A 23,283-nucleotide genomic window follows, 5' to 3' on the forward strand; every position below is an offset into this window, starting at 1 on the left:
CCACTCACGACAAGCCGCGGCAGGCTCGGGTTCGGGGATTACTGCGGTTGTTGCTGTTGCTGCTTCTTGTCTTCCTCGGCCCACGCGGCTTCCGCCTGCATCTGGATGTCGGTGAGACCGCGGTCGACCTGCACGATGTCCTTGCCCGCCCAGCCCACGAAGTTCTTCGAGCTCTTGGCGTCGGAGAGCGCCTTCAGCATCGGGTAGTAGTCCGGGTGGTTCTTCTTGATCCAGTCGTCGGCGAACTTCATCTTCTGGTAGCTGTCGCCGAACTTCGTCTTCAGCCAGTCCTCGTGCTTCTTGATGGTCGAGATGTCGTGGTCGCTCAGGTGCGACTTCGGCGGCGCCGGCTTGGGCGGGGGCGGCAGGGGCCGCGAGAAGTTCGGCGTGGTCCCGTCACCCGGCGGCCGGGTGCTGGGCGTCGCGCCGCCACCCGGGTTGTCGTGGGTGACCGCGGTGCCCGGCGGGGGCAGCGGCCGCGAAAAGTTCGGGGTCGTGCCGTCGCCCGGGGGCCGGGTGCTCGGCGTCGCGCCGCCACCGGGGCGGTCGTGGGTGACCGCGGTGCCCGGCGGCTTCGGCAGCGGCCGGGAGAAGTTCGGCACCCCGCCGCCGTGCGGGGGCAGGTTGCTCAGCTCGTGCCCCGCGCTCGAGGACGAGCCCGGCTTGCCCTTGACCAGCTTCGACAGCCCGGTGAGCCGGGCCAGCGTGCGGCCGGCGTAGGCGACGACCTTGGCGAGCTTGGCCATCATCGCCGCGACCTGGACCGAGACCGTCGCGACGCACTTGGTCACGCCGACCGCGATCGAGGCGCCGAAGGTGGGGATGGCGAGGGCGAGGGCGATCAGCATCGTGGAGATGATGTCGCCGAGGATGGTCGTGATGATGTCGCGCAGCAGCGCGCGGACCGCGCCGATCAGCGCCCCGGTGGTCTCGACCATGTAGCCGGCGACGTCGGCCGCCTTGGCGTTGGCGTCGATCCAGCCCTTCCGGTCGTTGATCGACTTCAGGAAGCTGTCGTAGCCCTTGCCCTGCCACTGGGTGATCGTGGCCGTGAGCGTCTTGTCGAGGTCCTCGCCGGTGTTGCGCAGGCTTTCGCCGATCTTGTGCAGCTCGTTGGCGACCTTCGTGACTTCCGACGGGTTGCCCGCGACCTGGTCGAGCGGCCACTTCAGGAACGAGACGTGCTCGATCAGCCAGCCCAGGCCCGCGGCGATCAGCTTCGCCAGCGGGTCCATGGCGAACGCGACGGTGTCGAGCACGGCGCTGATGACGTTGATGCCCAGCTCCACGCTCACGGCCGCGAGGTCGCCGCCGTGCTCGGTCTGGACCTTGCCGATCGAGTCCCCGACCTGCTTCCAGCTGTCGAAGACGCCGGCGCCCGTGGTCGAGTTCGCGGACGTGATGGGAACGGTCACTTGCCCAGCTCCGTTTCGAAGGTGCTCAAGCCCTGCGCCGTGTTCGCGTCGTGGGTCGCGTACGTCTCGGCGGCCTTCTTCAGGTCGTCCGCGGACTTGCCAATGTCGCCCACGAGCTTGGTGATCTCGCCGGTGATGACGGCCATCGTGACCCGCGAGGGCACGGCGAGCACCTGCGCGAGCAGGATGCCGAACGCGGCGTTGTCGAACCCGTTGGCCGCCTGCATCCGGTTCGCGGCGTCCTGTACCGCCGGTTGCGTGGTGCCCGACAGGAACTGGCTGAACTTCTGCAACTCGGCCGGGTCGACCGAGAACCCTGCTCCGGAAACCACCGGTTCTCCTCCGTGCTACCAGGGATTGCTTTCGCCGTCGTCCTCGTCCGGCTCGGGCCGGGGACGACGGCGCTGCTGACCACGCTGCGGCTGCGGTGGGCCTGCCTGGGGTGGCCCCGCCTGGGGCGGCCCCGGCGGCGGTGGCCGGTGCGCCGGAGGCTCCTCGGCCGGCTGCTGCGGGCCCTCTTCCGGCTGCGGCAGGAACTCGTCGAGGAGTTCGCGAGCCGCCGAGTTCTCGCCGACCATGCCGCTGAACGCGTCGGCGACCTCGGCCGAGACCTTCTGCTGCGCCCGGCCGATCAGCTGCAGCACCAGGCCGGACAGGGCTTGCGGGGGACGCTCGTACGCGCGCGGGCCGAACCGGAGGTCCTGCAGGACGCCGCTCGGGCCGACGGTCACCGAGACCGACCCGTCCGGCGATTGCACGCTGGCGACGGCGGATCGGAGCTTTTCCCGGGCTTCCGCGGCTTTGGCCTGGATTTCCGCGAGTTCGGCGCCGAACGCGGCGAGCGCATCGCCGTCGGGCACTGACTGGGTCAATTTGTCCTCGTCGCGAGAGAGGTCGTGAACGGGAGAAGTCAATCAGCGCTGCCTGAACTCCGGATGACACGGACCGAGCCGCCGGTTGAACATGCGGTCCTGTCCCGACTGGACAGCGATAACTATACCGGTATAGTTATCGTCATGGTCGAGATCAAAACCGAGTCCGAGCTGGCGATGATGCGCGAGGCCGGGCGGGTCGTGGCGAACACCCTGCACGCGGTCAAGGAGGCGGCCGCGATCGGCGTCTCCCTGCGCGAGCTGGACGACGTCGCCGCCCACGTCATCAGCGAGGCGGGCGCGAAACCGTCGTTCCTGCACTACCAGCCGCGGTCCGCGCCGACGCCCTACCCGAACGTCCTCTGCGCCAGCGTCAACGACGTCGTCGTGCACGGGATCCCCACCGCGTACCGGCTCCAGGACGGCGACCTGGTCAGCATCGACTGCGGCGCGATCCTCGACGGCTGGAACGGCGACGCGGCGATCAGCTTCGTCGTCGGCACCGCCGATCCCGCCGACCTCGCCCTCATCGAGGCCACCGAGCGGGCCCTGCAGGCCGGGATCGCCGCCGCTCAGCCGGGCGCGAAGCTCGGGGACATCTCGTACGCGATCGGCGCCGCCGGGCGCGCGCACGGCCACGGCATGCTCGACGACCACGGCGGGCACGGCATCGGCCGCGCGATGCACGAGGACCCGCACCTGCCGAACGAAGGCCGCGCGGGACGCGGAATGCGGCTCAAGCCGGGGCTCGCGCTGGCGATCGAGCCGATGCTCACCCGCGGCGGCGACGACTACCGCTACGCCGAGGACGGCTGGTCGATCCTCACCGCCGACGGTAGCCGCGCCGCGCACGTCGAGCACACCATCGCCATCACCGAAGACGGCCCGCGCGTGCTCACCGTGCGGTAGACAAGGGGGATGGAGAACATCGTCATCCGGTCGGGTGATTCTGGGGATGTTGACACGCTGCTGCGCTTCTTCGACGAGGCCGTCGAATGGCTGGTCGCCCGCGGCAGCTCGAAGCAGTGGGGGACCGAGCCGTGGAGCCGCGTCCCGAAGCGCGTCGAGCGGGTCCAGGGCATGGCCGCGGACCCGGGTCTGCGCATCGCGGTGGTCGACGGCGAGCCGGCCGGCGCGCTGATCGTTTCGGAGGACCACGACCCGCACGTGCCCGCGGTCGACGAGCGCGAGCTGTACATCCGGCTGCTGATCACCTCGCGGCGGTTCACCGGCCGGCGCGTCGGCGGCCGCCTCGTCGAGTACGCGCTCGACGAGGCTCGCCGCCGCGGTATCGACCTGGTCCGCGTCGACTGCTGGGCCGGCGGTGACGGCGACCTGCAGCGGTACTACGAGGGCCAGGGGTTCAAGCCGACCGTCCGGTTCGCCGTCGACGAGTGGGTCGGCCAGGTGTTGGAGCAGCGCGTGGGTTAGCGGACCCGGAACCGGGCGGTCATCCCGTGCAGGGCGAGCGGCCGGCCGTCGGGGCCCGGTTCGAAGCTGATCAGCGTGTAGGTGCCCGGCCGCAGCGCCACCAGGGACATCACGTCGGAGCCGTTGTCCTGGCCGATGGTGACGACCTGGTCGTGGGTCAGCTTCCCGCCGAGCAGGTCCTCGGCGGTGGCGCCTTCGGGGAGCCGGAACAGGATCGCCTCGTGCCGCTGTGCGCCGGTCTGGTGGAAGCGCAGCACCACCTTGCCGTGCGGCGCGCGCACGCTGGTGGCGGCGGGCCGGTAGAAGTAGTCGCCGACCTCGACGTCGAGCGGGACCGCGTCCGCCGGCACGGGTGGTGCCAGCGGTTCGAGCTTGTTCACCTTCAGGTAGCCGTCGGTGTCCGGCCACCAGTACCAGCGTTCGTGGACGAGCTTGTGGCCGTAGGCGAGGTAGGTGCCTTCGGTGCTGAAGCTGCCGTCCGGGTAGGCGACGACGTCGAGGGTGCGCATCCGGTCGATGCGCAGGCCGCCGAGCACCCTCGGCACGCTCGCGTAGCTGTCCTGGTGCATGAACGTGGTGATGAAGTGGACCGTGAACAGGGTGGCCGCCGGGTTGGCGGCGAGGTCGTCCGGCCTGGCGGGGTCACCGGCGTTGACGCAGGCGACGAAGTTGCCGATGCCGGCGCGGACCCGCCGGGCCGTGGCCGGGTCCGCCGGGCGGCCCGGCCCGGACGGTCTGCGGCCGTCGCGGGGTCGACGGTCCAGGCGCCCGGTGCCGGGGAGGTGCAGGTCGGCTGGGTCGTCGTCGTGGCGGCGGCCGGCGCCACCGCCACGGTGGAGATCCCCAGTGCCGTGGCCGCGAAAATGTGGGACAAGCGCATGTCCGTGCTCCTTTGCGGTTCGGATGTCGCCAGGCTAGGAACGGCGGACCGGTCGTCGCCTCGGGAATCCCACTGAAATTTCCCCGGGGAGTGGCGCCGTCCCGCTTCAGGGGCGACACTGTTGACGCGGTGCCAACAGACGAAGGAGTCGGCATGGAACTCGCGGGCAAGGTCGTGGTGATCACCGGCGGCGGGCAGGGGATCGGCGCGGCGACCGCGTCGGCGCTGGCCCGGCTGGGCGCGAAGGTGGTGATCGGCGACCTGGACCAGGTCCGGGCCGAGAAGACCGCCGGCGAGCTGGACGCCGACGCGCTGCCGCTGGACGTCACCGACCTCGCCGGGTTCACCGCGTTCCTCGACGAGGTCGAACGCCGGCACGGCCGCATCGACGTGCTGATCAACAACGCCGGCATCATGCCGCTCGGCGACCTCGAGACGGAGAGCGACGCGACGACCCGGCGTCAGCTGGAGATCAACCTGCACGCCGTCATCCACGGCACGCGCGAGGCGGTGCGGCGGATGCGGCCGCGGCGGTCCGGGCACATCGTCAACATCGCGTCGTTCGCGGGCAAGGCCGGCTTCCCCGGCGCGGCGACCTACTGCGCCACCAAGCACGCCGTCGTCGGGCTGTCCGAGGCGGTGCACCTGGAGTTGCACGGCAGCGGTGTCCACGTCTCGTGCGTGATGCCGGGCATCGTGCGGACGGAGCTGGCGAGCGGCCTCGCCGAGGCGAAGTTCTTCAAGTCCGTGCGGCCGGAAGATGTGGCGGACGCCATCGTATCCGCGCTGCGCAAACCTCGTTTCGACGTTTTCGTCCCCCGCTCGCTGGGCACTATGGGCAAGCTCACGCGGCTGCTGCCGCGGCGGGCGGGCGAAGCGTTCTCGCGGGCGTTGAAGGCGGACCGGCTTTTGGCTTCAGCAGCCCATTCCCCGGCCCGCGCGGCGTACGAAGCCCGGGCCGCGGAGAGCGGGCCCGGGGTAACTCGGACGGACTAGCGACCGTCCGAATTGGACGTGCTTGCCGGGTGCTTGCGGGTGTACCGATGTTGAGTCCGCCCGCCCGGCCCGGCAAGATTGCCCCCGGATCGGTTTCGGGAGGCACGAGGAAATGATTTCACCACCCGCACGGCTGGCCGCCGCGGCGTCGAACGTGGTCGGCAAGGTGCTGCACGGCGGCGTCGCCGACCTGCGCCCGATGCCGCGGATGCTGATCGACCAGGGACCCAACCGCTCGCTGTACCGGATGACCCACAGCGGCGGCTCGGTGTCCGGGCCGCCGATCCTCCTGGTGCCCCCGCTGGCGGCCCCGGCGATCTGCTTCGACCTGCGCCGCGGCTGCAGCCTCATCGAGCACCTGATCGACGGCGGCCGCAACACCTACCTCGTCGACTACGGCATGGTGGCGTTCTCGGACCGCCGCCTGGGCATCGAGCACTGGATCGACGAGGTCCTCCCGCGCGCGATCCGCCGCGTGAGCGCGGACGCCGGCGGCCAGGACGTGCACCTGGTGTCGTGGTCGCTGGGCGGCATCTTCTCGCTGCTGGTGAACGCCGACCAGCCGGACCTCCCGATCGCCTCGATCACGGCGATCGGCTCCCCGGTCGACTTCACGGCCATCCCGATCGTGGCCCCGTTCCGCCCCCTGGTCGACCTGACCGGCGGCCACCTGCTGACGCCCATCTACCGCGTCTTCGGCGGCGCACCGTCCTATTTGGTCAGCCGCGTGTTCCGCGCGACGGGCATCAGCAAGGAAATCACCAAGCCCCTGGCCATCCTGTCCCACCTCGACGACCGCGACTACCTGGCCCAGATCGAGGCGGTCGACCACTTCATGAGCAACATGTACGCGTACCCGGGCCGCACGTTCGGCCAGCTGTACCACCGCCTGTTCCGCACGAACGACCTGGCGGAGGGCAAGGTGGACCTGAACGGCCGGATCATCTCGCTGTCCTCGGTCCGCGTGCCGACCATGGTGGTGGCGGGCGAGAACGACACAATCGCCCCGAGGCCGTCGGTGGAGCGCGTGGTGGAGCTGCTGGACAAAGCCCCCGAAGTCCGCTTCAAGACAGCGCCGGGCGGGCATCTGGGTGTCTTGACGGGCCGGAAGGCCCGGGGAACGACGTGGCGGTATCTGGACGAGTTCCTGGACGACCAGATCGCGACTGCCGAGCCGCGCTGAGGACGACACGTGTCGGGCAATCACCCGGTTGGGGGTTTGACGCTGTCGGGATCCAGCTGAACCCCCACTCTGCATCCCGATCCGAGGCTACCGGCCGTTGTCACGATCCGGCGTCGGGACAGCGATCTTCTGCGACGGTGCGTAACGGACATCGAGTCACGAGCGACCCGAATGTCACGACCGCAAGTAGCTCGTCGAGGGTCGAAGGGGAGTTGGGTCAGTGTGCCGCCGCCGTGTGACGCTGTGCTGCCTGACGTGCCGGCGCCGTATCGCCGCCTCTTGTGGCGTGAGATCCGCCGCCGGCTCCTGAGTTCTGGATGTTGGGTTCGAAAAATACCGAAAGTGACTCGATTGAAAGGCTGGGAATGGCAGTAGACACCAGTGGCTACAGTGAACATGCCAGCCTGTGCGGTGCCCTCGGCGGAAAGCTGCGCCCGCTGGTCATAGATTTGCTGGAAACCGCCGAAATTCAGGTCCACTCCGTCGACTATCGCGTCAAGACGCTCGAAAGTCTTGAAAGGAAACTGGGAAGAAAGTCGGACAAGTACGCCAGTATCGAAGATGTCACGGATATACTGGGGTTGCGTATTGTAACCTACTTTCGGGATGACGTCGATCGTGTGGCATCGATCGTCGAGGAGGAATTTTATATTGATGTTGCCAATTCTATCAACAAAAGCGACAATCTCGACCCGGATCGGTTTGGCTACACTTCGCTGCACTACATTGCCAGCATGGCTTCGACCAGGAGTGGCCTTGCTGAATATAGGAAGTACTCGAACTTCAGGTTTGAAATCCAGATAAGATCTATTCTGCAGCACGCGTGGGCGGAAATCGAGCACGATCTGGGTTATAAGAGCAAAGTTGAGGTTCCGCGTCAAGTTGTTCGGCGGTTCTCGCGGCTGGCAAGCTTGCTTGAACTCGCCGATGATGAGTTCGTTGGAACGCGCGGAGCCCTGCAAGAGTACGCGACCGAGATCCAGGGAAGCATCGGCTCGTCTCGGCTGGACATCGATCTGAATCTTGATTCAGTGCTTGCGTATATAACTCAGTCGGCCTTGGTGGCAGATCTGGATAAACAAATTTCGAAAGCGGTCGGCGAGCCTCTGCTTGAGACGGAGGCGGCCTACGCGGCGGCGCGCCTTGAAGAACTTCAATTGCTGGGCTACAAATCAATTCTCGACGTCAACAACAGTTTGTCTGACTATGCGGGGTCGTTGGTCGGGCTCGCAACCTCATGGTTGCGCCATGAGACACCTCCCGGCTTCGAGTCGTCGTATGGAAAAGTGGTTTGGTCAAGAGAAACCCGTTCCGGGAAAGGTTTCCACGGTGGAATAAGCCTCTTCTACCTGTTCATGCTCGAAGTTGGACGAAAGCCTCCGTCCGAGAGTCAGGCCCTGTTGACCAAGGGACATCTTCATCGCGTCCCCGAGAAGACTTTACGTGCGCTTGTGAAGTACTACGACGGGACTTGATTGCTGGTACATTCCGTTGAGTCGCCGGATGACACGTGAGGCCGTCGACACTGTGTCCTCGCTGAAACGAAAGCCGCCCGGTCGCAGAGCCCCGAGAAGGGCAAGCGACCGGGCGGCTTCCCGTTACACCACAACTACTTCAGTTCGGCGGAAGTCTTCCCGAGGATCCGGCGAGCCACGATGAGCTGCTGAATCTGCTGCGTCCCTTCGAAGATGTCCAGGATCTTCGCGTCCCGAGCCCACTTCTCGAGCAGCGACTCTTCGCTGTACGCCCCGGTCAGCTCGACGCACTTCAGCGCGATCTCCACCACTGACCGCCCCGCCTTGGCCTTGGCCATCGACGCCTGGAGCGAGTTCGGCTGGCGGTTGTCCGCCATCCACGCCGATTCCAGGGTCAGGAGGTACGCCGACTCGTAGTCCGCCTCCAGGCGGAGGAATTCCGCCGCGGCCGCGTGCTGGCTGTTCGCCGGGCGGTCGTAGTCGATGGTGATTCCGGCGGACGTGAGGATCTTGCGCGTCTCGTCGAGGGCCGCGCGGGCGACGCCGATCGCCATCGCCGCCACCAGGGGGCGGGTGTTGTCGAACGTCTGCATGACGCCCGCGAAACCCTTGGCCGTGTCGATCTCCGGCGTGCCCAGCAGGTTCTCGCGCGGCACGCGGCAGTTCTCGAAGCGCAGCACCGCTGTATCCGAAGCGCGGATGCCGAGCTTGTGCTCGGTGCGCACCACCTCGAAGCCCGGTGTGCCCTTCTCCACCACGAACGACTTGATCGCCGCGCGGCCCTTGCTCTTGTCCAGCGTCGCCCAGACGACCACCGCGTCCGCGCGCTCGCCTGAGGTCACGAAGATCTTCTCGCCGTTGATCACGTAGTGGTCGCCGTCGAGGCGGGCCGTCGTGCTGACCGCCGCCGAGTCCGAACCGAAGGCCGGCTCGGTGATCGCCATCGCCGCCCACATGCCGGAGAAGCGCTCGAGCTGCTCGTCCGTGGCCACCGAGCCGATCGCCGCGTTGCCGAGGCCCTGACGCGGCATCGACAGCAGCAGGCCGACGTCGCCCCAGCACATCTCGATCGTGCCGAGCACCACGTTCAGGTTGGCGCCGTTGCGGTTTCCCTTGGCCGCATCGTCCTTGCCGGACCGCCGCACGCCCGCCGCGCCCGCGCCGCCCTCGCCGGAGGAGTTCAAGCCGTCCAGCAGCGCCGCGAACATGTCCAGCTCGCTCGGGTACGTGTGTTCCGCGCGGTCGTACTTGCGCGAGATCGGCCGGAACACCTCGGCCGCGGCCTGGTACGCCTGGTTGATCAGCGCGCCGGCCTTCTTGGGGACTTCCAGGTTGATCATGGTCCAAAGCCTTTCCGAAGCCTAGAGAAGGACGGCGCCTTCCATGACGCCGATGGCCCGCAGGTCCCGGTACCAGCGCTCGACCGGGTGCTCCTTGACGAAGCCGTGCCCGCCGAGCAGCTGCACGCCCGCGTTGCCGATCTGCATGCCCTTGTCCACGGCCAGCTTCCGCGCCAGCGCGACCTCACGGGCGTAGGACTTGCCCTGCTCGGCCCGCGCCGCCGCGCGCAGCGTCACCAGGCGCAGGCCTTCCAGCTCGATCGCGATGTCGGCGACGGAGAACGCCACCGCCTGCCGGTGGCTGATCGGTTCGCCGAACGCGGTCCGCTCGTTGACGTAGGGGACGACGTAGTCGAGAACGGCCTTCGCGGTGCCGGCGGCCAGCGCCGCCCAGCCCAGCCGCGACAGCCGGACGACCTCGGCGAAGACGTCCGCCTTGCCGCCGCCGAGCAGCGCGCCCGCCGGCAGGTGCACGCCTTCGAGGTGCAGCTTGCCGGTCGCGGCGCCGCGCAGGCCCATCGCCGGCTCGGCCTCGATGGACACCCCGGCGTTCGACGACTCGACGAGGAACAGCGCCGGGCCGCGGCCTTCGAGGTCGGCCGACACGACGAACAGTTCCGCCTGCGTCGCCCGCGGGACCAGCGACTTGACGCCGTCGAGCTGGTAGCCCTTCGGGGTGCGGCGCGCCTTCGTGGCGGGCTTGAAGGGGTCGTAGAGCGCTTTCTGCTCCTGCAGCGCCAGCGCCGCGGCTGGGACGTGCTCGCCGGTGAACGCAGGCAGGTAGTCGGCCTGCTGCTGCTCGTCGCCCCAGCTGACCAGCGCGGTGCTCACCGCGGACGGCGCCAGCACGGCCACGGCCAGGCCGAGGTCGCCGTGGGCCAGCGCTTCCGCGACGAGCGCGTTGGTCACCACCGAGCGTTCGGTGCCGATGCCGCCGAGTTCTTCGGGGATGCCGACCAGGCTGATGCCCAGCTCGGCGGCCCGGCTCAGCAGGCCTTCGGGGGCCTCGAGCTTGGCGTCGGCGTCCGCGGCGGCCGGCCGCAGCTGCTCGGCGGCGAACTCGGTCACCGTTTCGACGATGAGCTGCTGGTCCTCGGTCGGTGTGAGGTCGAACAGCCCGGTGTCGGCGGCCGGCGTGAGCCGGGCGGGCTTGCCCAGCTTCTGCACCGACTTGAACGACCGGGTCGCCGCGCCGGCGACGCGGAAGCCGTTGCGCGTCCCCGCGGTGACCAGGCCTTCGAGCGGCTTGCGCAGCCCGGCCCGATCGACGACCTTGCTCCCGGCCAGCCGGGTCAGCGCGGACAGGCCCCAGCCCATCGCGTCCCGTTTCCTTGGCGCAGCCATGTGGCCCTCCATCCCGTTACCTACTCGCGAGTAGGTTAACCCGCGGGACGGGATAGCGCCAGTGCGGGTTCAGGCGCGCGTCAGCCGGGCCGAGGTCTCCCACAGCTCGCGGGCGCCGTCGGCCGGGCGTCGCCGTTCGAGCCGGGGCCGTCCGCCCGACCGGCCGCCCGGGCCGACGTAGGCGTTGCCGGGGACGTCTCCGGTCGCGGCGAACAGGATGGGCCGGGCGCCGTACTCGGCCTTCTTCTGCGCGATCAGCGGGTAAAGCGCTTTCAGCAGGACGGCCTGGACACCGCCGAAGTGCCGGTCGATCCCGGTCCGCGCGACGCCGGGATGGGCGGCGACGGCCCGGACCGCGCTGCCGGATTCGGCCAGCTGCCGCTGGAGTTCCTGGGTGAACAGCAGGTTCGCGAGCTTCGACTGGGCGTACGCGCCCAGCGGCGAATACCGGCGGCGTTCCCAGTTCAGATCGTCGAGCCGCAGCCGCCCGCGCCGGGACAGGTTCGAGGAGACCGTGACGACCCGGCCGGTGAGGTGCGGCCGGAGCAGGTGCGTCAACAGGAACGGCCCGAAGTGGTTGACGGCCATGTGCGTCTCGAAGCCGTCGGCCGTCTTCGCGTACGGCACGGCCATCACTCCGGCGTTGTTGATCAGGACGTCGAGCTCGCCCCGCCAGCCGGCGGCGAACTCGCGCACCGAGGCGAGGTCGGCGAGGTCGAGCCGCCGGACTTCGGTGGCGCCCGGCGGGGGCGTGACGCGGGCGGGGTCACGGACGGCCAGGACGACGCGGGCCCCGGAGGCGGCGAGCTCGCGGGCGACGAGGGCGCCGAGGCCGCTGCCGGCCCCGGTGACGAGGTAGGTGGTCATGCGCCCAGCGTCGCCGCGGCGGCCGGGGTGCGGCAGAGCGCGCCGATCGGGGGATCGGCGATCCCTGGCACCGGCCGGGCGGACGCCGATAATCGACTACGTGGACCGCACCGCGCTCGCCGACTTCCTCCGCCGCCGCCGGGAAGCCCTGCGCCCGGACGATGTCGGGCTGCCGCCGGGGCAGCGCCGCCGCACGGCCGGGCTGCGCCGCGAGGAGGTCGCGACGCTTTCGGGCATGTCGGCCGACTACTACACGCGGCTCGAGCAGGAGCGCGGGCCGCGGCCGTCGGAGCAGATGCTCGCGGCGATCGCCCGCGGGCTGCGGCTCACCCTGGACGAGCGCGACCACCTGTTCCGGCTGGCCGGGCACACCGCGCCGGCCCGCCACTCGCGCACGGACCACGTCAGCCCGCCGCTGATGCGCGTGCTGGACCGGCTGCACGACACGCCGGCGCAGGTGATGTCGAACCTCGGCGAGACGCTCGTGCAGAACCGGCCGGCCGAGGCCCTGCTCGGCGACGAAACCCGGCACCGCGGTCCGGCGCGCAGCGCGGTCTACCGGTGGTTCACCGACCCCGCCGAGCAGCGGATCTACCCGGAGCCCGCGCGCCCCGGCCACGCCCGGTTCCTGGTGGCGAGCCTGCGCGCCACCAGCGCGACCGACCGCCGGGCCACCGAGCTGGCCCGGCTGCTCACGGCGAAGAGCGCGGAGTTCGCGCAGCTGTGGGAAGCGCACGAAGTCGCGGTGCCGTCCGAGCGGCGCAAGACGATCGTGCACCCGAACCTCGGCGAGATCGCGCTCGACTGCCAGCTGCTCTTCACCGACGACCTCGCGCAGGTCCTGCTGGTGTTCACCGCCACGCCCGGCAGCGAGGACGCGGAGAAGCTGCAGCTGCTTTCGGTCGTCGGCCCGCAGTTGCTATGAGTGCTCGGCGTGCACCTTCCGCCGCCACTCGCCGAACCGGAGCCGCTCGAAGGTGATGAGGCCGAGCACCGCGACGGCCGCGACCAGCAGCAGCGCGGCGGCGGGCACGTGTTCCAGCACCGGCGTCGCCGCGACCAGCAGCACCCCGAGGACCAGCCGCTGGACGTTCCAGCTGCCGAGGTTGCGCTTGCGCAGGGCGCTCAACGCGATCAGATAGAGCGCGAGGCCGCCGGTCAGCGTCCAGATCGGCACGCCGTGCAGCGCTTCGCCGGGCGTGTGGTGCTCGGTGTCGGCGATGTAGAGGAACGCCTTCTTCAGCCCGAGGGCGACCAGCACGATGCCGGCGATGAGCGGCAGGTGCAGGAACGTGTAGGAGTCGGTGGCGAGCTTCGTGCGCTCGGTCCCGGTCGCCTGGGTGAGCCGGTGCTCGGAGACGCGCGCGACGACGTCGAAGTAGCTCCACCACATCCCGGCGGCCAGCCCCAGCCCGCACACGGCGGCCCCGGCGATCAGCCACGACATCGGCAGCGCCCCGATCCCGATCCCGATGGCGACGATCGACTCACCGAGCGCGATGATCACGATGAGCCCGAACCGCTCGGCGAAGTGTGCGGGCGAGTTCAGCCGCCACCCCTCGGGTCCGGCGAGGTAGACGTTGAGGTAGTCGACCAGCAGCGCGACGACCCACAACCCCAGCTGCCACGGCCCGCTCAGGAACGCGGCCACGCCGAGCAGGACGACGCTGGGCAGCAGCCCGACGAACATCTTGAGCAGCACCCGCCGCAGCCCCGGATCGTGCCGCGCGGCACCCAGGTAAGCGACCAGGTGCAGCAGCCGCACGAGCGCGTAGCAGACGACGAACAAGGCGGGGGCATACAAGCCACCGGGGTGGTCGACGAAGGCCTCGGGGATGGTCAGCGACACCAGGAACATCACCGTCATTGCGCCGAACATCGCCAGCCGGGCGATCCCGTGGTCGACGTGGATGGTGTTCCCGAGCCACGCATAGCTGCACCAGCACCACCACAGCACCGCGAGCATCGCCACCCCCTGCACCACACCGGTGGGGCTCAGGTGGTCGGCCATCAGCTGGGTCGTCTGGGTGATGGCGTAGACGAAGACCAGGTCGAAGAAGAGCTCGATGGTCGAGACGCGGTGGTCCTCATCCGCGCTCACCAGGTGCAGGCGTCTCGTGGGCACGCCGAATTATGGACGAAACAAGGTCAAGAAGGTCCGGTTTCCGCGTAACGCCCTGCGCGAACATGGCCGAGCGTGCATGGGTCTGGGACAATGAGCAGCGGACGTGGGGAGGTGGGTCGTGCATTCCTATGCGGCCGCGCACCACAAGACGATCATGGCCGTCGACATCGCCGGCTACAACGACCCCCAGCGGACGACCGCGCACCGGCTGGTCGTCCACGAGGGGTTCTGGAAGATCATGCGCACGGCCTTCGCGGAGGCCGGGATCCCGTGGGACACCCTCTTCCGGGAGAACACCGGCGACGGCGTGATGATCCACCTGCCCACCGAGGTGGCGAAGGCGGACCTGGTGGCCGGGCTGCCCGACCGGATGCTGGCCGAGTTGCGCCGGTACAACGAGGTGCACGCCGCCGAGGCGAACGTCCGGCTGCGGGTCGCGCTGCACGCGGGCGAGGTCTACCAGGGCAGTCACGGAACGATCAGTGACGCGAACAGCTTCGCGTTCCGGCTGCTGGACGCGACCGAGGTCAAGGTCGCGTTGAAGGAGTCGAAAGCGGTGCTGGCGCTGGTCGTGTCGAACCCGTTCTACCAGGACGTCGTGCGCGCGGACCCGGCAGCGGACGCGCTCTCGTACCGCCGGATCCCCATCGAGAACAAGGAAACGAAGACCGAGGCGTGGCTGCGGCTGCTCGGCGCGGTCACCAACGGCTTCCCGGTGGCGGCGCCCGCAGCGCCCGCGGCCCCGGACTTCCCGGCGCTCGTGGCCGCGCTGCTGGCGATCTCCTGCGTGCGCAAGACGGAAAGCCGGCAGCTGCTGCTGGAGCTGTTCCCCCGCCGGGAAATCGCCGACCTCGTTCCCCACCACGCCGAAGACCGCCTGCACGTGATCGCCCTGGCGCGCACGTGCCTGCGCTTCGACGGCGGTCTGCAGGACCTGCTGGACGCGGTCCGGACCATCGAGCCGGGATCGCCGCAGGTGACGGCGCTGGCCGCGATCGTCGGCCGGTGGCCCGAGCGGCCGGCGTGGTGACCGGCCGGCCGGGCTTTCGGCGGGTCGCGTGTCAGCTTTTTGCCCTTTTGTGATTACGCCGAACAGGTAAACTCACGATCTTCGGTGCGCTTCTCGGGGTGGAGGTGAGGGTGAAGCAGGGGCATCCCGGCCTGGGTATCGCGGTTCGCAAGGCAGTCGTGGACGTGCTCGTGGTGGCCGGCTTCGCCGACGACAAATCGATTCGCACCCTCATGGTGAGCGAACTGCGGGAGGCGCTCGATCACCCGTTCACCTTTTCGGACCAGCTGACCGGCCGTGACCAATTGATCGAAATAGTTTCCGCGTGCTGCCGGCTCGCGGAAGGGCTGAACGCGCTGGCGGACGTGATCGATTTCCTCCGGCCCGGCAGCAAGGAGTGTGCGGAGGTGCGCACCCTTGTGACGTCGGTCCGGATGCACGAAGTGGTCCCGGAGGCCGAACAAGAGAAACTGCGCGAACGGTTGGCGGGTTTCGCACCGCCGGGGCTCGGCATGGCCGTCCGCCGGGCCGCCCGCTACGTCTCCCCGCCGCCTCGTTTCGAGGACGCGTCCGCGGCGTTTTCCGGGCTCGCCGATTTCAACGCCGGTCCCGGCGAGCTGCCGCCGTTGCTGATCTTCGTCGAACTGATCGCCGCCGAATGCGACGACGACCTCGCGGCGGAATTGCGCGGCTGGTCCGACGGGCAGGTGCGGCGGCTTCGCCTCGGTGACGCCTTGGGCCAGCTGCGCGCGGAACTGGCGGCCGCGCGCCCGGCTCCGGGCACGCTCCACCTCTTGATCGTCGTGCGCCCGGACCCGATCGAGGAGGACCGGTACGAGCTTTCCTGCTGGAGGCAGGAGGATCCGGACGACTGGTCGCTGTCGAGGGGCGAGGCCGCGCTGGTCCGCGAAAACGAGCTGGAACGCTGCGTCGACGTGCTGATCGCGGAGACCGAACAAGCCTGGTCGGAGGTGGTGTCCGACGTCGTGGTCGAGTTCGTCCTGCCGCGTGCGCTTCTCAACCTGCCGGTGCATTCGTGGACCACCGAGCGTGCTTCCGGCGCGCCGAAACCGTTGTATCTCAGCTACCGAACGGTGGTGCGGTCACTGGAACGGATGAGTGCTCCGCGCTGGCACCGCGTCTGGCGGCAACGGTGGGAGTCGTGGGTCGGTGATCCTTCGTTCGAACGGGTGTATTTCTGCCGGGCCGGGGACCGTCGCGATCCACTTCGGCTCGAAGCGATATTGAGCAACGAGCAATGGGCGATGACGGTGCTGACCGAATCGCCGCCGGTCAGCGCGATCTCCGGGCAGGACGAGCTTTTGCCGGCGTTGCGGACCGGCGTCCCGGTCATCGTCTGGCACCCCAGCGCCCCTTCGGAAGTCGTTCGCGAAGTGGTAGCCTGGTTAGCCGAAAGCAGGGGTGGATTGGGGGATTTGCCCGCACTGGTAAGGGAGTCTCGGCTGGACGCGCTTCGGAATCCGCCGTCGTCGGGCGATGGCGGAGCACTCACGGACCTGGTGGTGCTATGGGACGACCCGAATCGATTGCTTCCCATTGGCGAAACCGGGATCGTGGGGCGCCCCGAAGGAGGTGCCGACCAACGTGACCGAGCTTCCTGAAAACCGGCCCGGCGGGCCACCGCACCCGGACAGCCCACCCGATTGGTGGATTTACCGCGGGACCGGACGGCCGCTGCACGACGTCCGCCTGGCGGACCGGTTGCCGGCTCCGCCGCCGTGGCGCACGTTCCGGGGAGCCGAGCTCCCCGAGCGGGACGTCTTCCCGCCGGACGACGGCGAGATCGAGCGCAAACTGGGCACCGAGCTCAGTTACTCCGCCCGCGATGTCGATCCGCACGAAGCGGAAATGGTCAACGCGGCGCTGTACTTGCGGCGGCCGTTGCTGGTGACGGGCCGGCCGGGAAGCGGCAAGTCGTCCCTGGCGTACCGGATTTCGCGGGAACTGGGCCTGGGGCGCGTTCTCCGCTGGGCCATCACTTCGCAGACGACGCTCAGATCGGGGCTGTACGACTACGACGCGATCGGCCGCGTGCAGGCCGCCGCGGCCTGGAAAGAACTCGCCGGCACGGGAGCGCAAGGGGAACTTCCGATCGGCGAGTTCGTCCGATTGGGTGAGCTGGGCACGGCTTTCCTGCCGCGCCGGCTGCCGCGTGTGCTCCTGGTCGACGAGCTGGACAAGTCGGAGTCGGACCTGCCGCACGACCTGCTGGGGCTGTTCGAAGACGGCGAGTTCGTGATTTCCGAGCTGGCCCGGGACGCACGCCGCTCGACGTCGGCGGAGGTGTTCACCGCGGATCCCGGCTACCCGGCGGAGATCCGGCACGGCCGCGTCCGGTGTGCGGCGTTCCCGATCGTGGTGATCACCAGCAACGGTGAGAGGGAGTTCCCGCCCGCGTTCCTCCGGCGGTGCCTGCGACTGGAGACGCGCGAGCCGGACGCCGGCCAGCTCGCGGCCATGGTCGCGGCGCACGCCCTGGATCCGGAGGGCGGCCGCGCCGGCTTGATCGAGGACTTCATCGCCCGCAGCGCGGCGGTCGGCGGGTTGCCCGCGGACAAGCTGCTCGACGCGGTCTTCCTGGCCACCTCTGGTGCGTACCGGCCGGAGGACGGCGCGTGGCCCCGGCTCGTCGATTCCCTCTGGCGGCAGCTCAGCCAGCAGGTGCCGTGAGATGCCGGAGCGGCCGGACCCCACTGCGGGCGACCACGACCTGACGTGGACCGAACTCGGCGACGGCCTCTGGCTCATGGCCGCCATCGAGACGCCCGCGGTCCCGGCTCCGCCGCCGGCGAGCCCTCCGGAACGGCCGGCCACGCCGTTTCCCGAGCGGCCGCGTGAACATCCCCGGCCGCACACGGAGAGCGGCAGGGAACCCGATCGTGAACCGCCGCTTGTCGACCGGCCATCGTTCGCCGAGCAGCTCGGGGGAAACGGCGTTCCGCTGGCGCCGAGAGCCGGCGAGCCGTCTCCCGACGTGGACCTCACCAGCGCGCCGACGGCCCCGGTGCTGCCCGGCGCGGCGGAGTTCGTCCGCGCCCTCCGCCCGTTGAAGCGAAAAGTCTTCTCGAACCGGGCGGACGACGTCGAGCTCGACGAAGACCGCACCGCGGAAGAAGCGGCACAGACCGGAATGTGGCTGCCGGTCACCAAGCGGCGGCGCGGTCGCTGGCTCGACCTGACGCTCGTCGTCGATTCGTCCCCGTCGATGGCGCTGTGGACGCCGACCGTGAACGCGTTCGCCCGGCTGCTGGAACGGCTGGGAGCGTTCCGGTCCGTGCGGGTCCGGCTGCTGGAAACCGGCAAGACCGGCGCGGCCGAAGGGGGCGAGGTCCTCGGCCCGACGTTGCGCGGAGGCACGGCCGACGCCCCGGCGCGCGGGGCGGGCGAGGTCATCGGCTCGGCGGACCGGAGTCTGTTGCTGCTGCTGACCGACGGCGTCAGCGACGCCTGGCACCGCGACCTGGTTTCGCCGCTGCTCGCCCGCTGGGCCCGCGCCATGCCGGTCGCGATCGTGCACCTGCTGCCCCAGCGCCTCTGGCCCCGCGGCGGGATGGAGATCCACCAGGCGGTGCTCACCCCACCCGGCCCGTTGCGGCCCAACGCCAGTTACGACGTCCGGTCCGCCGACGTCCTCCTGGATGCCGCCGAGGCAGCCGAGCTCACCGCCGGCGCGGTCCCGGTGCCGGTGCTGGAGCTGCAGGACCGGTGGCTCGGCTGGTGGGCGTCGATGATCACCGGTGTGGGTGGTGCCGCCCGCAAAGCCGCGGTGGTGCTGGCCCGCGACCAACCACGTCCGGGTGAGCAGAGCGCGGGCCCGGAGTCGGAACGGTCAGCACGGGAGAAGGTGAAGCATTTCCACAGTTCGGCGTCCCCCTCGGCCTTCCGCCTGGCAACACTGCTGGCGGCGGTCCCGGTGGACGTCGGCGTCGCTCGCATCCTGCAGGCGGAGCTGGTGCCGGGTTCCGGCCCTGGTCACCTTGCGGAGGTCTTCACCAGCGGGCTGTTGAAGCGATCCCTGGACGGAACGCCGTGGGACCGCGCGAACTGGGAGTTCGCCGACCACGTCCGCCAGCTGCTGCTGAGAGGTGCGCGCCGTTCGGACACCGCCCACGCCGTGATCAGCGCTTCGAGGCGCTTCGGGGACCGAAATCCGGTGCTGGCCCGTCTCCAGGCCGCACTGGCGGCACCCGACGCGACGCCCGATCCGGTGTTGCCGGGTGCAACTCCGGCGGAGATCGCCCTCGAACGTGACCTAATGCGTGCGCTATCCGGCCCATATCTATCACGGGCGGACCGGCTGGAGAGTAGAATCGCCGGCATCGGGCAACCCGGTGATCGACCGACGACCATCCCACCCACTAGCATTCCGGCGGTGAGTGACACGATGTCGCAGGAACTCAAGCCGACGGGTTCCTCGAGCGAACCTGCAACCGTCGTCCATCCGGACACCAGGAATGTCGATATTCCTGCCGCGGTGAGCGAAGTGTCGCCGGTCGTGCGGACGAAGATCGTCCGGGAGATCGCCGATGTGACCAGCCGAAGCGAGCGTCGTTCCGGTGACGAGGCGCCCCCCGTTTGGGGTGCTGTTCCGCCCAAGAACCCGAATTTCACCGGAAGGCGTGAACTCCTCGATCAATTGAGCGAACGGCTCGGAGCCGGAACGACAGCCGTCCTGCCAGCGGCATTGCACGGAATGGGTGGTATCGGCAAGACGCAGATGGCGGTGGAATATATCTACCGGCATCTGAAGGACTACGACATCGTCTGGTGGATTCAAGCCACCCAGGCCACCCAGATTCGCAAATCCCTCACCGAACTCGCCCAGCACCTGCGCCTGCCCGGCGCGGACGAGGCCATCACCGCGGTCCCGGCGGTCCGTGAGGCGCTGCGGCTGGGCCGTCCCTACCGGCGCTGGCTGCTGGTCTTCGACTCCGCCGAGGACCCGGCGATGGTGCGGCAGTTCTTCCCGGTGGACGGCCCGGGCCAGATCCTGGTGACCTCGCGCAACCCCAGCTGGGCCGGCATCGCGCGCCCGCTGGAAGTCGCCGTCTTCGAACGCGACGAAAGCAAGAAGCTGCTGGCCATGCGCCGCTCCGAGCTCGTCGACGCCGACGCCGACCTCATCGCCGACAAGCTCGGCGACCTGCCGCTGGCCATCGAGCAGGCGGCCGCCTGGCTGGCCGAGACCGGCATGCCGGCGCGGGACTACCTGGACCTGTTCGACGAGAAGGTCACCGAAATCCTCGACACCTCCGCACCGAACGACTACGAAGTGTCCGTCGCCGCGGCGTGGAACGTCTCGTTCGACGAGCTGAGCACCCGCAACCCGGCGGCACACCAGCTGCTCCAGGTCTGCGCCTTCTTCGCGCCGGAGCCGATCTCGCGCAGCCTGTTCACCGGCGTGCGCGAGGTTTCCATCGCGACGGAACTCGACGCCGCCCTGCGCGACCCGATGCGGCTCGGCCGCGCGATCCGCGACGTCAACCGGTACAGCCTGGCCAAGATCGACCACCGCAGCAACACCCTGTTGCTGCACCGGTTGGTCCAGCTCGTCCTGCGTGAGCGGATGGGTGAACAGCACCGGCTGGAGATGCGCCACGGTGCGCACCTGCTGCTGGCGAAGCTGGACCCGAACGACCCCGCTTCGCCGCAGACCTGGCCGCGGTACCAGGAGATCCTGCCGCACATCTACGACGCCGAGCTGACCGACTGCGACGATCCGTGGGCCCGTCAGCTGGTGATCAACCTGTTCACCTTCCTCTACCACTGGGGCGACCACCAAGGCGCGCTCTCCCTGGCCGAACGGGCCGTCAACGCCTGGGCGACCGATCGGGAACAGCGGGTCGAACGGGGTGAGGCGCCTCGCGAAGACCCGCCGCTGCTGGAACTGGGCGCGTCCGAGCGGCTGGCCTTCTTCTACTGGGTCGTCGGCCGGTACAGCCAAGCCGCCGACGTCGCGAAGCAAACGCTGAACCGCTACACCGAGGCCCTCGGCGAAGAGCGTGAGGAAACGCTGAACGCGCAGCTCACGTATGCGCTCATCCTGAAGGCCCGCGGCAGCTTCTCCGAGGCCCGGCGGCGCAACGAGGAGATTTACCTCAAGGCCCGCGGGCTGTTCGGCGGCGACGACCCGATCACGCTGGACGCCGCGCACGAACTCGTGGTCGCTTTGCTGCTGACCGGCGAGTACCCGAGGGCTCGTGAGCTGGCCGAAGAAACCTACAGCCGCCGCGTCGAAACCTTCGGCTTCGACAACGACAACACGATCGGCACTCAGGTGCTGCTCGTGCTCGCGCGTCGCGAACTCGGCGACTATCCGTGGGCGCGGATCGAAATGGAGCGCATTGCGGAGCGGGCTGAGCAGTTGTACGGCGACGACAGCGTCGGCACCCTCCGGCGTCGTTACTACCAATCGGTCGCCTGCCGCAAGGACGGTGACCACGATGCGGCGCTCGAACTGTCGAAGGAGGCGCTGCGCAGGTTCCGCATCCGCTACGGGAACAACCACCCCAACGCGATGGCCTGTGCACTGGGGCACTCCATCGACCTCCGGCACTCGAGGAAGTTCGCCGAAGCCCGGGCCCTCGGCGAAGAGGTGTTCGAGCTCTACCGGGAGAACCTCGGCGAAAACCACCCGCACACGCTGTCGGCGGCGCTCGACCTCGGAGTCACCTTGCGGCTCGGCGGCGATCCGGCTAGTGCCCGGGTGATCGACGAGAAGGCACTGGCGGGGTTGCGCGAGAAGCTCGGCGAGGACCACCCGCACACGATCGTGTGCGCGATCGACGTGGCGAGCGACCTCTTCGCGCTGGACCGGATCGAGGAGGCCGCGGCTTTGGACGCGGACTTGCTGGTCAGGACCCGCTACCTGATGGGCGAAGACCACCCGACGACGCTGGCCGTGCAGCTCAACCGTTCGCTGGACCTGCGAAAACTGGGCGAGACCGCGGAAGCGGACGCGTTGTACGAGGACGTGTTGACGCGGTACCGCCTGGTCCTCGGGGAGAACCACCCCGGCACGGAAGCGGCGTCGCGCGGCGTCCGGGCCGACTGCGACATCGACCCGATGCCGCTGTAGCACGAGGTCGGTCGGCGACGCGCGGTTCGCAGACCGCTTACCGGAGGCCCTTGGCCATGCGGTGGCGGTCTGCTTTCCGGGAGGCACGGTTCAGTGCGTGAACCGGCCCAGCCAGCCGGCGATCGCCTCGACGGACGGAGTGGCCCCCGGCTCGTTGCGCAGCAGCCGGTGCACCGCCCGGACCAGTTCCGGGCGGTGCAGCAACGCCCTGGTCGCCGGTCCGGTGCTCCGCGCCGCGAGGGCGATCCCCAAGCCCGCCAGTGCCCCGGCGTCGTCGGGGTTCGCGGCGAGCAGGCGCCGGTAGCCGGCGGCCGCGGCCACCGGCCGCCCGGCCACGAACTCCAGCTCCGGTTCGGTCGCGCCCGGTACCGCGGCGCCGTGCGCGGCGAACCGTGCCGCGCCGTCCGTGCCGAGGCGGAGCCGGATCAGGTCGGTGAGGGTGTCTTCCCAGTCGCCGTCCGGCACCGGCGTCGGCTCTCGCGGCTCCAGCCGGCCGATGAGGGAATGCGGTCGCGAAAGCCCCTCTCGCCAGGCCGTCGCCAGCTCCGCCACCACGCCGGAATCGGGACGCAGGTGCCTGACCCGCCAGGCCGCGTAGTGGTTCTCGGCCGAGGCCCGGGCCAGCGCCTTCGCGTGGGCGGACACAGGTTCCTCCTGCCAAGCACCGATCTTCGCCGCGAGGCGGTCCAAGAACCGGTGGCCCGCCTCGGCGAGGCTGTCGTCGCCGTGCACCGCTTCGAGCGTTCGCCAGACCTGCCCGCGCCACAGCGCGAATTCGAACGCAGCCAGTTCGTTGCCCGGTTCCGCCGCGGCGAGGGCGCGCCAGAAGCCGGTCACGCCGAAAAAGGCGTAAATACCGTGCAGGACACCGGCGATCGGACGCGGATCGGCACGCCACGGCGCATACAGCCGCTCGCGCGGGTCGTCTTCGCTCAGCCGGACCAGGTGGAGCAACCCGCCCAGCCGGATGTGCTGGAACTCGTGGACCAGCGCGGCCGCCAGTGTGGCCGGATCCTCCCCGTAGGAAACGATCGCGCTGCCGAAGGCCTCTCCCGTGGACGCGCTCGGCAGCCGGAACGGGACGGCGGGTGCGGGCACGAGCGAGTACAACCCTGTCGGCAGGGCCGCGGCGGTCTCGGGAAGGTGCTCGACGAGCAGGCCCCACGCCTCGTCGAGCAACGACCCCCACGATTGGAGGTCGACCGGGCACCGCCGCGCCGGGAGGATCGGTTCGTACAGCGCTAGGT

At 69.4% G+C, this 23,283-nt stretch carries 19 protein-coding genes; 10 read left to right on the plus strand and 9 right to left on the minus strand.

Annotated elements, in window-relative coordinates; all coding sequences use genetic code 11:
- Nucleotides 1-38: 38 nt before the first annotated feature.
- From ACWEVN_RS31305 to ACWEVN_RS31315, 3 genes are read right to left on the minus strand one after another with little or no spacing between them, the layout of a single operon-like run.
- On the minus strand, nucleotides 39-1,415 hold the full coding sequence (locus tag ACWEVN_RS31305; RefSeq protein ID WP_449683571.1) for a hypothetical protein: 1,377 nt from the start codon (nucleotides 1,413-1,415) through the stop codon (nucleotides 39-41).
- The gene (locus tag ACWEVN_RS31310; protein WP_310973344.1) at nucleotides 1,412-1,747 is read right to left on the minus strand and encodes a hypothetical protein; all 336 of its coding nucleotides are present in this window, start codon (nucleotides 1,745-1,747) and stop codon (nucleotides 1,412-1,414) included. The genes ACWEVN_RS31305 and ACWEVN_RS31310 overlap by 4 nt, the downstream gene beginning before the upstream one ends.
- Nucleotides 1,748-1,762: 15 nt before the next feature.
- Entirely contained in the window at nucleotides 1,763-2,287 is a 525-nt protein-coding gene (locus tag ACWEVN_RS31315; protein WP_452053671.1) for a YbaB/EbfC family nucleoid-associated protein, read from the minus strand.
- A 144-nt stretch (nucleotides 2,288-2,431) separates the two neighbouring features.
- On the opposite strand from ACWEVN_RS31315, the gene map reads away from it, so the two are divergent.
- Both map and ACWEVN_RS31325 read left to right on the plus strand, forming a co-directional pair.
- Nucleotides 2,432-3,196, plus strand: coding sequence for a type I methionyl aminopeptidase (map, locus tag ACWEVN_RS31320; protein WP_449683569.1), 765 nt, complete (start codon nucleotides 2,432-2,434; stop codon nucleotides 3,194-3,196).
- A gap of 9 nt (nucleotides 3,197-3,205) precedes the next feature.
- Nucleotides 3,206-3,718 carry a GNAT family N-acetyltransferase gene (locus tag ACWEVN_RS31325; RefSeq protein WP_449683568.1) on the plus strand — a complete coding sequence of 171 codons (513 nt, stop codon included), beginning with the start codon at nucleotides 3,206-3,208 and terminating at the stop codon, nucleotides 3,716-3,718.
- Here ACWEVN_RS31325 and ACWEVN_RS31330 read toward each other — a convergent pair.
- A complete protein-coding gene (locus ACWEVN_RS31330) occupies nucleotides 3,715-4,287 on the minus strand; it encodes a hypothetical protein (RefSeq protein ID WP_452053672.1) in 573 nt (190 codons plus the stop codon). The two genes, ACWEVN_RS31325 and ACWEVN_RS31330, sit on opposite strands and share 4 nt — an antisense overlap.
- Before the next feature lie 464 nt (nucleotides 4,288-4,751).
- On the opposite strand from ACWEVN_RS31330, the gene ACWEVN_RS31335 reads away from it, so the two are divergent.
- From ACWEVN_RS31335 to ACWEVN_RS31345, 3 genes are all read left to right on the plus strand, one after another.
- Nucleotides 4,752-5,594: an SDR family oxidoreductase gene (locus ACWEVN_RS31335; RefSeq protein ID WP_449683566.1), complete on the plus strand. Its 843-nt coding sequence runs from the start codon at nucleotides 4,752-4,754 to the stop codon at nucleotides 5,592-5,594.
- A 112-nt stretch (nucleotides 5,595-5,706) separates the two neighbouring features.
- Complete coding sequence (locus ACWEVN_RS31340) at nucleotides 5,707-6,777, plus strand: alpha/beta hydrolase (protein WP_452053673.1); 1,071 nt, start codon at nucleotides 5,707-5,709, stop codon at nucleotides 6,775-6,777.
- Between the two features lie 317 nt (nucleotides 6,778-7,094).
- Nucleotides 7,095-8,252: a GTP pyrophosphokinase gene (locus ACWEVN_RS31345; protein WP_452053674.1), complete on the plus strand. Its 1,158-nt coding sequence runs from the start codon at nucleotides 7,095-7,097 to the stop codon at nucleotides 8,250-8,252.
- A 134-nt stretch (nucleotides 8,253-8,386) separates the two neighbouring features.
- Here the strand turns inward: ACWEVN_RS31345 and ACWEVN_RS31350 are convergent, their stop codons facing one another.
- From ACWEVN_RS31350 to ACWEVN_RS31360, 3 genes are all read right to left on the minus strand, one after another.
- Nucleotides 8,387-9,592, minus strand: a complete 1,206-nt coding sequence (locus tag ACWEVN_RS31350; RefSeq protein WP_449683564.1) for an acyl-CoA dehydrogenase family protein — start codon at nucleotides 9,590-9,592, stop codon at nucleotides 8,387-8,389.
- A 21-nt stretch (nucleotides 9,593-9,613) separates the two neighbouring features.
- Nucleotides 9,614-10,909, minus strand: a complete 1,296-nt coding sequence (locus tag ACWEVN_RS31355; protein WP_310974160.1) for an acyl-CoA dehydrogenase family protein — start codon at nucleotides 10,907-10,909, stop codon at nucleotides 9,614-9,616.
- Nucleotides 10,910-11,005: 96 nt separating this feature from the next.
- A complete protein-coding gene (locus ACWEVN_RS31360; RefSeq protein WP_452053675.1) occupies nucleotides 11,006-11,803 on the minus strand; it encodes an SDR family NAD(P)-dependent oxidoreductase in 798 nt (265 codons plus the stop codon).
- Nucleotides 11,804-11,903: 100 nt separating this feature from the next.
- Here ACWEVN_RS31360 and ACWEVN_RS31365 point away from each other — a divergent pair, with 100 nt between their 5' ends.
- On the plus strand, nucleotides 11,904-12,728 hold the full coding sequence (locus ACWEVN_RS31365) for a helix-turn-helix transcriptional regulator (RefSeq protein WP_449683562.1): 825 nt from the start codon (nucleotides 11,904-11,906) through the stop codon (nucleotides 12,726-12,728).
- Here ACWEVN_RS31365 and ACWEVN_RS31370 read toward each other — a convergent pair.
- Nucleotides 12,723-13,928, minus strand: coding sequence for a low temperature requirement protein A (locus ACWEVN_RS31370; protein WP_452053676.1), 1,206 nt, complete (start codon nucleotides 13,926-13,928; stop codon nucleotides 12,723-12,725). The two genes, ACWEVN_RS31365 and ACWEVN_RS31370, sit on opposite strands and share 6 nt — an antisense overlap.
- A gap of 118 nt (nucleotides 13,929-14,046) precedes the next feature.
- Here ACWEVN_RS31370 and ACWEVN_RS31375 point away from each other — a divergent pair, with 118 nt between their 5' ends.
- The 4 genes from ACWEVN_RS31375 to fxsT all read left to right on the plus strand — a co-directional run bounded on the left by ACWEVN_RS31375 (nucleotide 14,047) and on the right by fxsT (nucleotide 22,036).
- The gene (locus ACWEVN_RS31375; RefSeq protein ID WP_452053677.1) at nucleotides 14,047-14,958 is read left to right on the plus strand and encodes an effector-associated domain 2-containing protein; all 912 of its coding nucleotides are present in this window, start codon (nucleotides 14,047-14,049) and stop codon (nucleotides 14,956-14,958) included.
- A 110-nt stretch (nucleotides 14,959-15,068) separates the two neighbouring features.
- Nucleotides 15,069-16,559 (plus strand): VMAP-C domain-containing protein, encoded by a 1,491-nt coding sequence (locus ACWEVN_RS31380; protein WP_452053678.1) that lies wholly within the window; start codon nucleotides 15,069-15,071, stop codon nucleotides 16,557-16,559.
- On the plus strand, nucleotides 16,543-17,628 hold the full coding sequence (locus tag ACWEVN_RS31385; RefSeq protein WP_449683558.1) for an AAA family ATPase: 1,086 nt from the start codon (nucleotides 16,543-16,545) through the stop codon (nucleotides 17,626-17,628). Before ACWEVN_RS31380 ends, ACWEVN_RS31385 begins: the two co-directional genes overlap by 17 nt.
- A gap of 1 nt (nucleotide 17,629) precedes the next feature.
- On the plus strand, nucleotides 17,630-22,036 hold the full coding sequence (fxsT, locus tag ACWEVN_RS31390; RefSeq protein ID WP_452053679.1) for an FxSxx-COOH system tetratricopeptide repeat protein: 4,407 nt from the start codon (nucleotides 17,630-17,632) through the stop codon (nucleotides 22,034-22,036).
- 90 nt (nucleotides 22,037-22,126) lie between these two features.
- Here fxsT and ACWEVN_RS31395 read toward each other — a convergent pair.
- The coding region (locus ACWEVN_RS31395; protein WP_452053680.1) for an aKG-HExxH-type peptide beta-hydroxylase at nucleotides 22,127-23,283 on the minus strand (1,157 nt) is incomplete at its 5' end.

Source organism: Amycolatopsis sp. NPDC003861, from assembly GCF_053605405.1.

Excerpts from the sequence above, each read along its gene's own strand:
- map (WP_449683569.1), top strand. The coding sequence starts at position 2,432 with ATGGTCGAGATCAAAACCGAGTCCGAGCTGGCGATGATGCGCGAGGCC.
- ACWEVN_RS31325 (WP_449683568.1), top strand. The coding sequence starts at position 3,206 with ATGGAGAACATCGTCATCCGGTCGGGTGATTCTGGGGATGTTGACACG.
- ACWEVN_RS31330 (WP_452053672.1), bottom strand. The coding sequence starts at position 4,287 with ATGCACCAGGACAGCTACGCGAGCGTGCCGAGGGTGCTCGGCGGCCTG.
- ACWEVN_RS31335 (WP_449683566.1), top strand. The coding sequence starts at position 4,752 with ATGGAACTCGCGGGCAAGGTCGTGGTGATCACCGGCGGCGGGCAGGGG.
- ACWEVN_RS31340 (WP_452053673.1), top strand. The coding sequence starts at position 5,707 with ATGATTTCACCACCCGCACGGCTGGCCGCCGCGGCGTCGAACGTGGTC.
- ACWEVN_RS31345 (WP_452053674.1), top strand. The coding sequence starts at position 7,095 with ATGTTGGGTTCGAAAAATACCGAAAGTGACTCGATTGAAAGGCTGGGA.
- ACWEVN_RS31350 (WP_449683564.1), bottom strand. The coding sequence starts at position 9,592 with ATGATCAACCTGGAAGTCCCCAAGAAGGCCGGCGCGCTGATCAACCAG.
- ACWEVN_RS31355 (WP_310974160.1), bottom strand. The coding sequence starts at position 10,909 with ATGGGCTGGGGCCTGTCCGCGCTGACCCGGCTGGCCGGGAGCAAGGTC.
- ACWEVN_RS31360 (WP_452053675.1), bottom strand. The coding sequence starts at position 11,803 with ATGACCACCTACCTCGTCACCGGGGCCGGCAGCGGCCTCGGCGCCCTC.
- fxsT (WP_452053679.1), top strand. The coding sequence starts at position 17,630 with ATGCCGGAGCGGCCGGACCCCACTGCGGGCGACCACGACCTGACGTGG.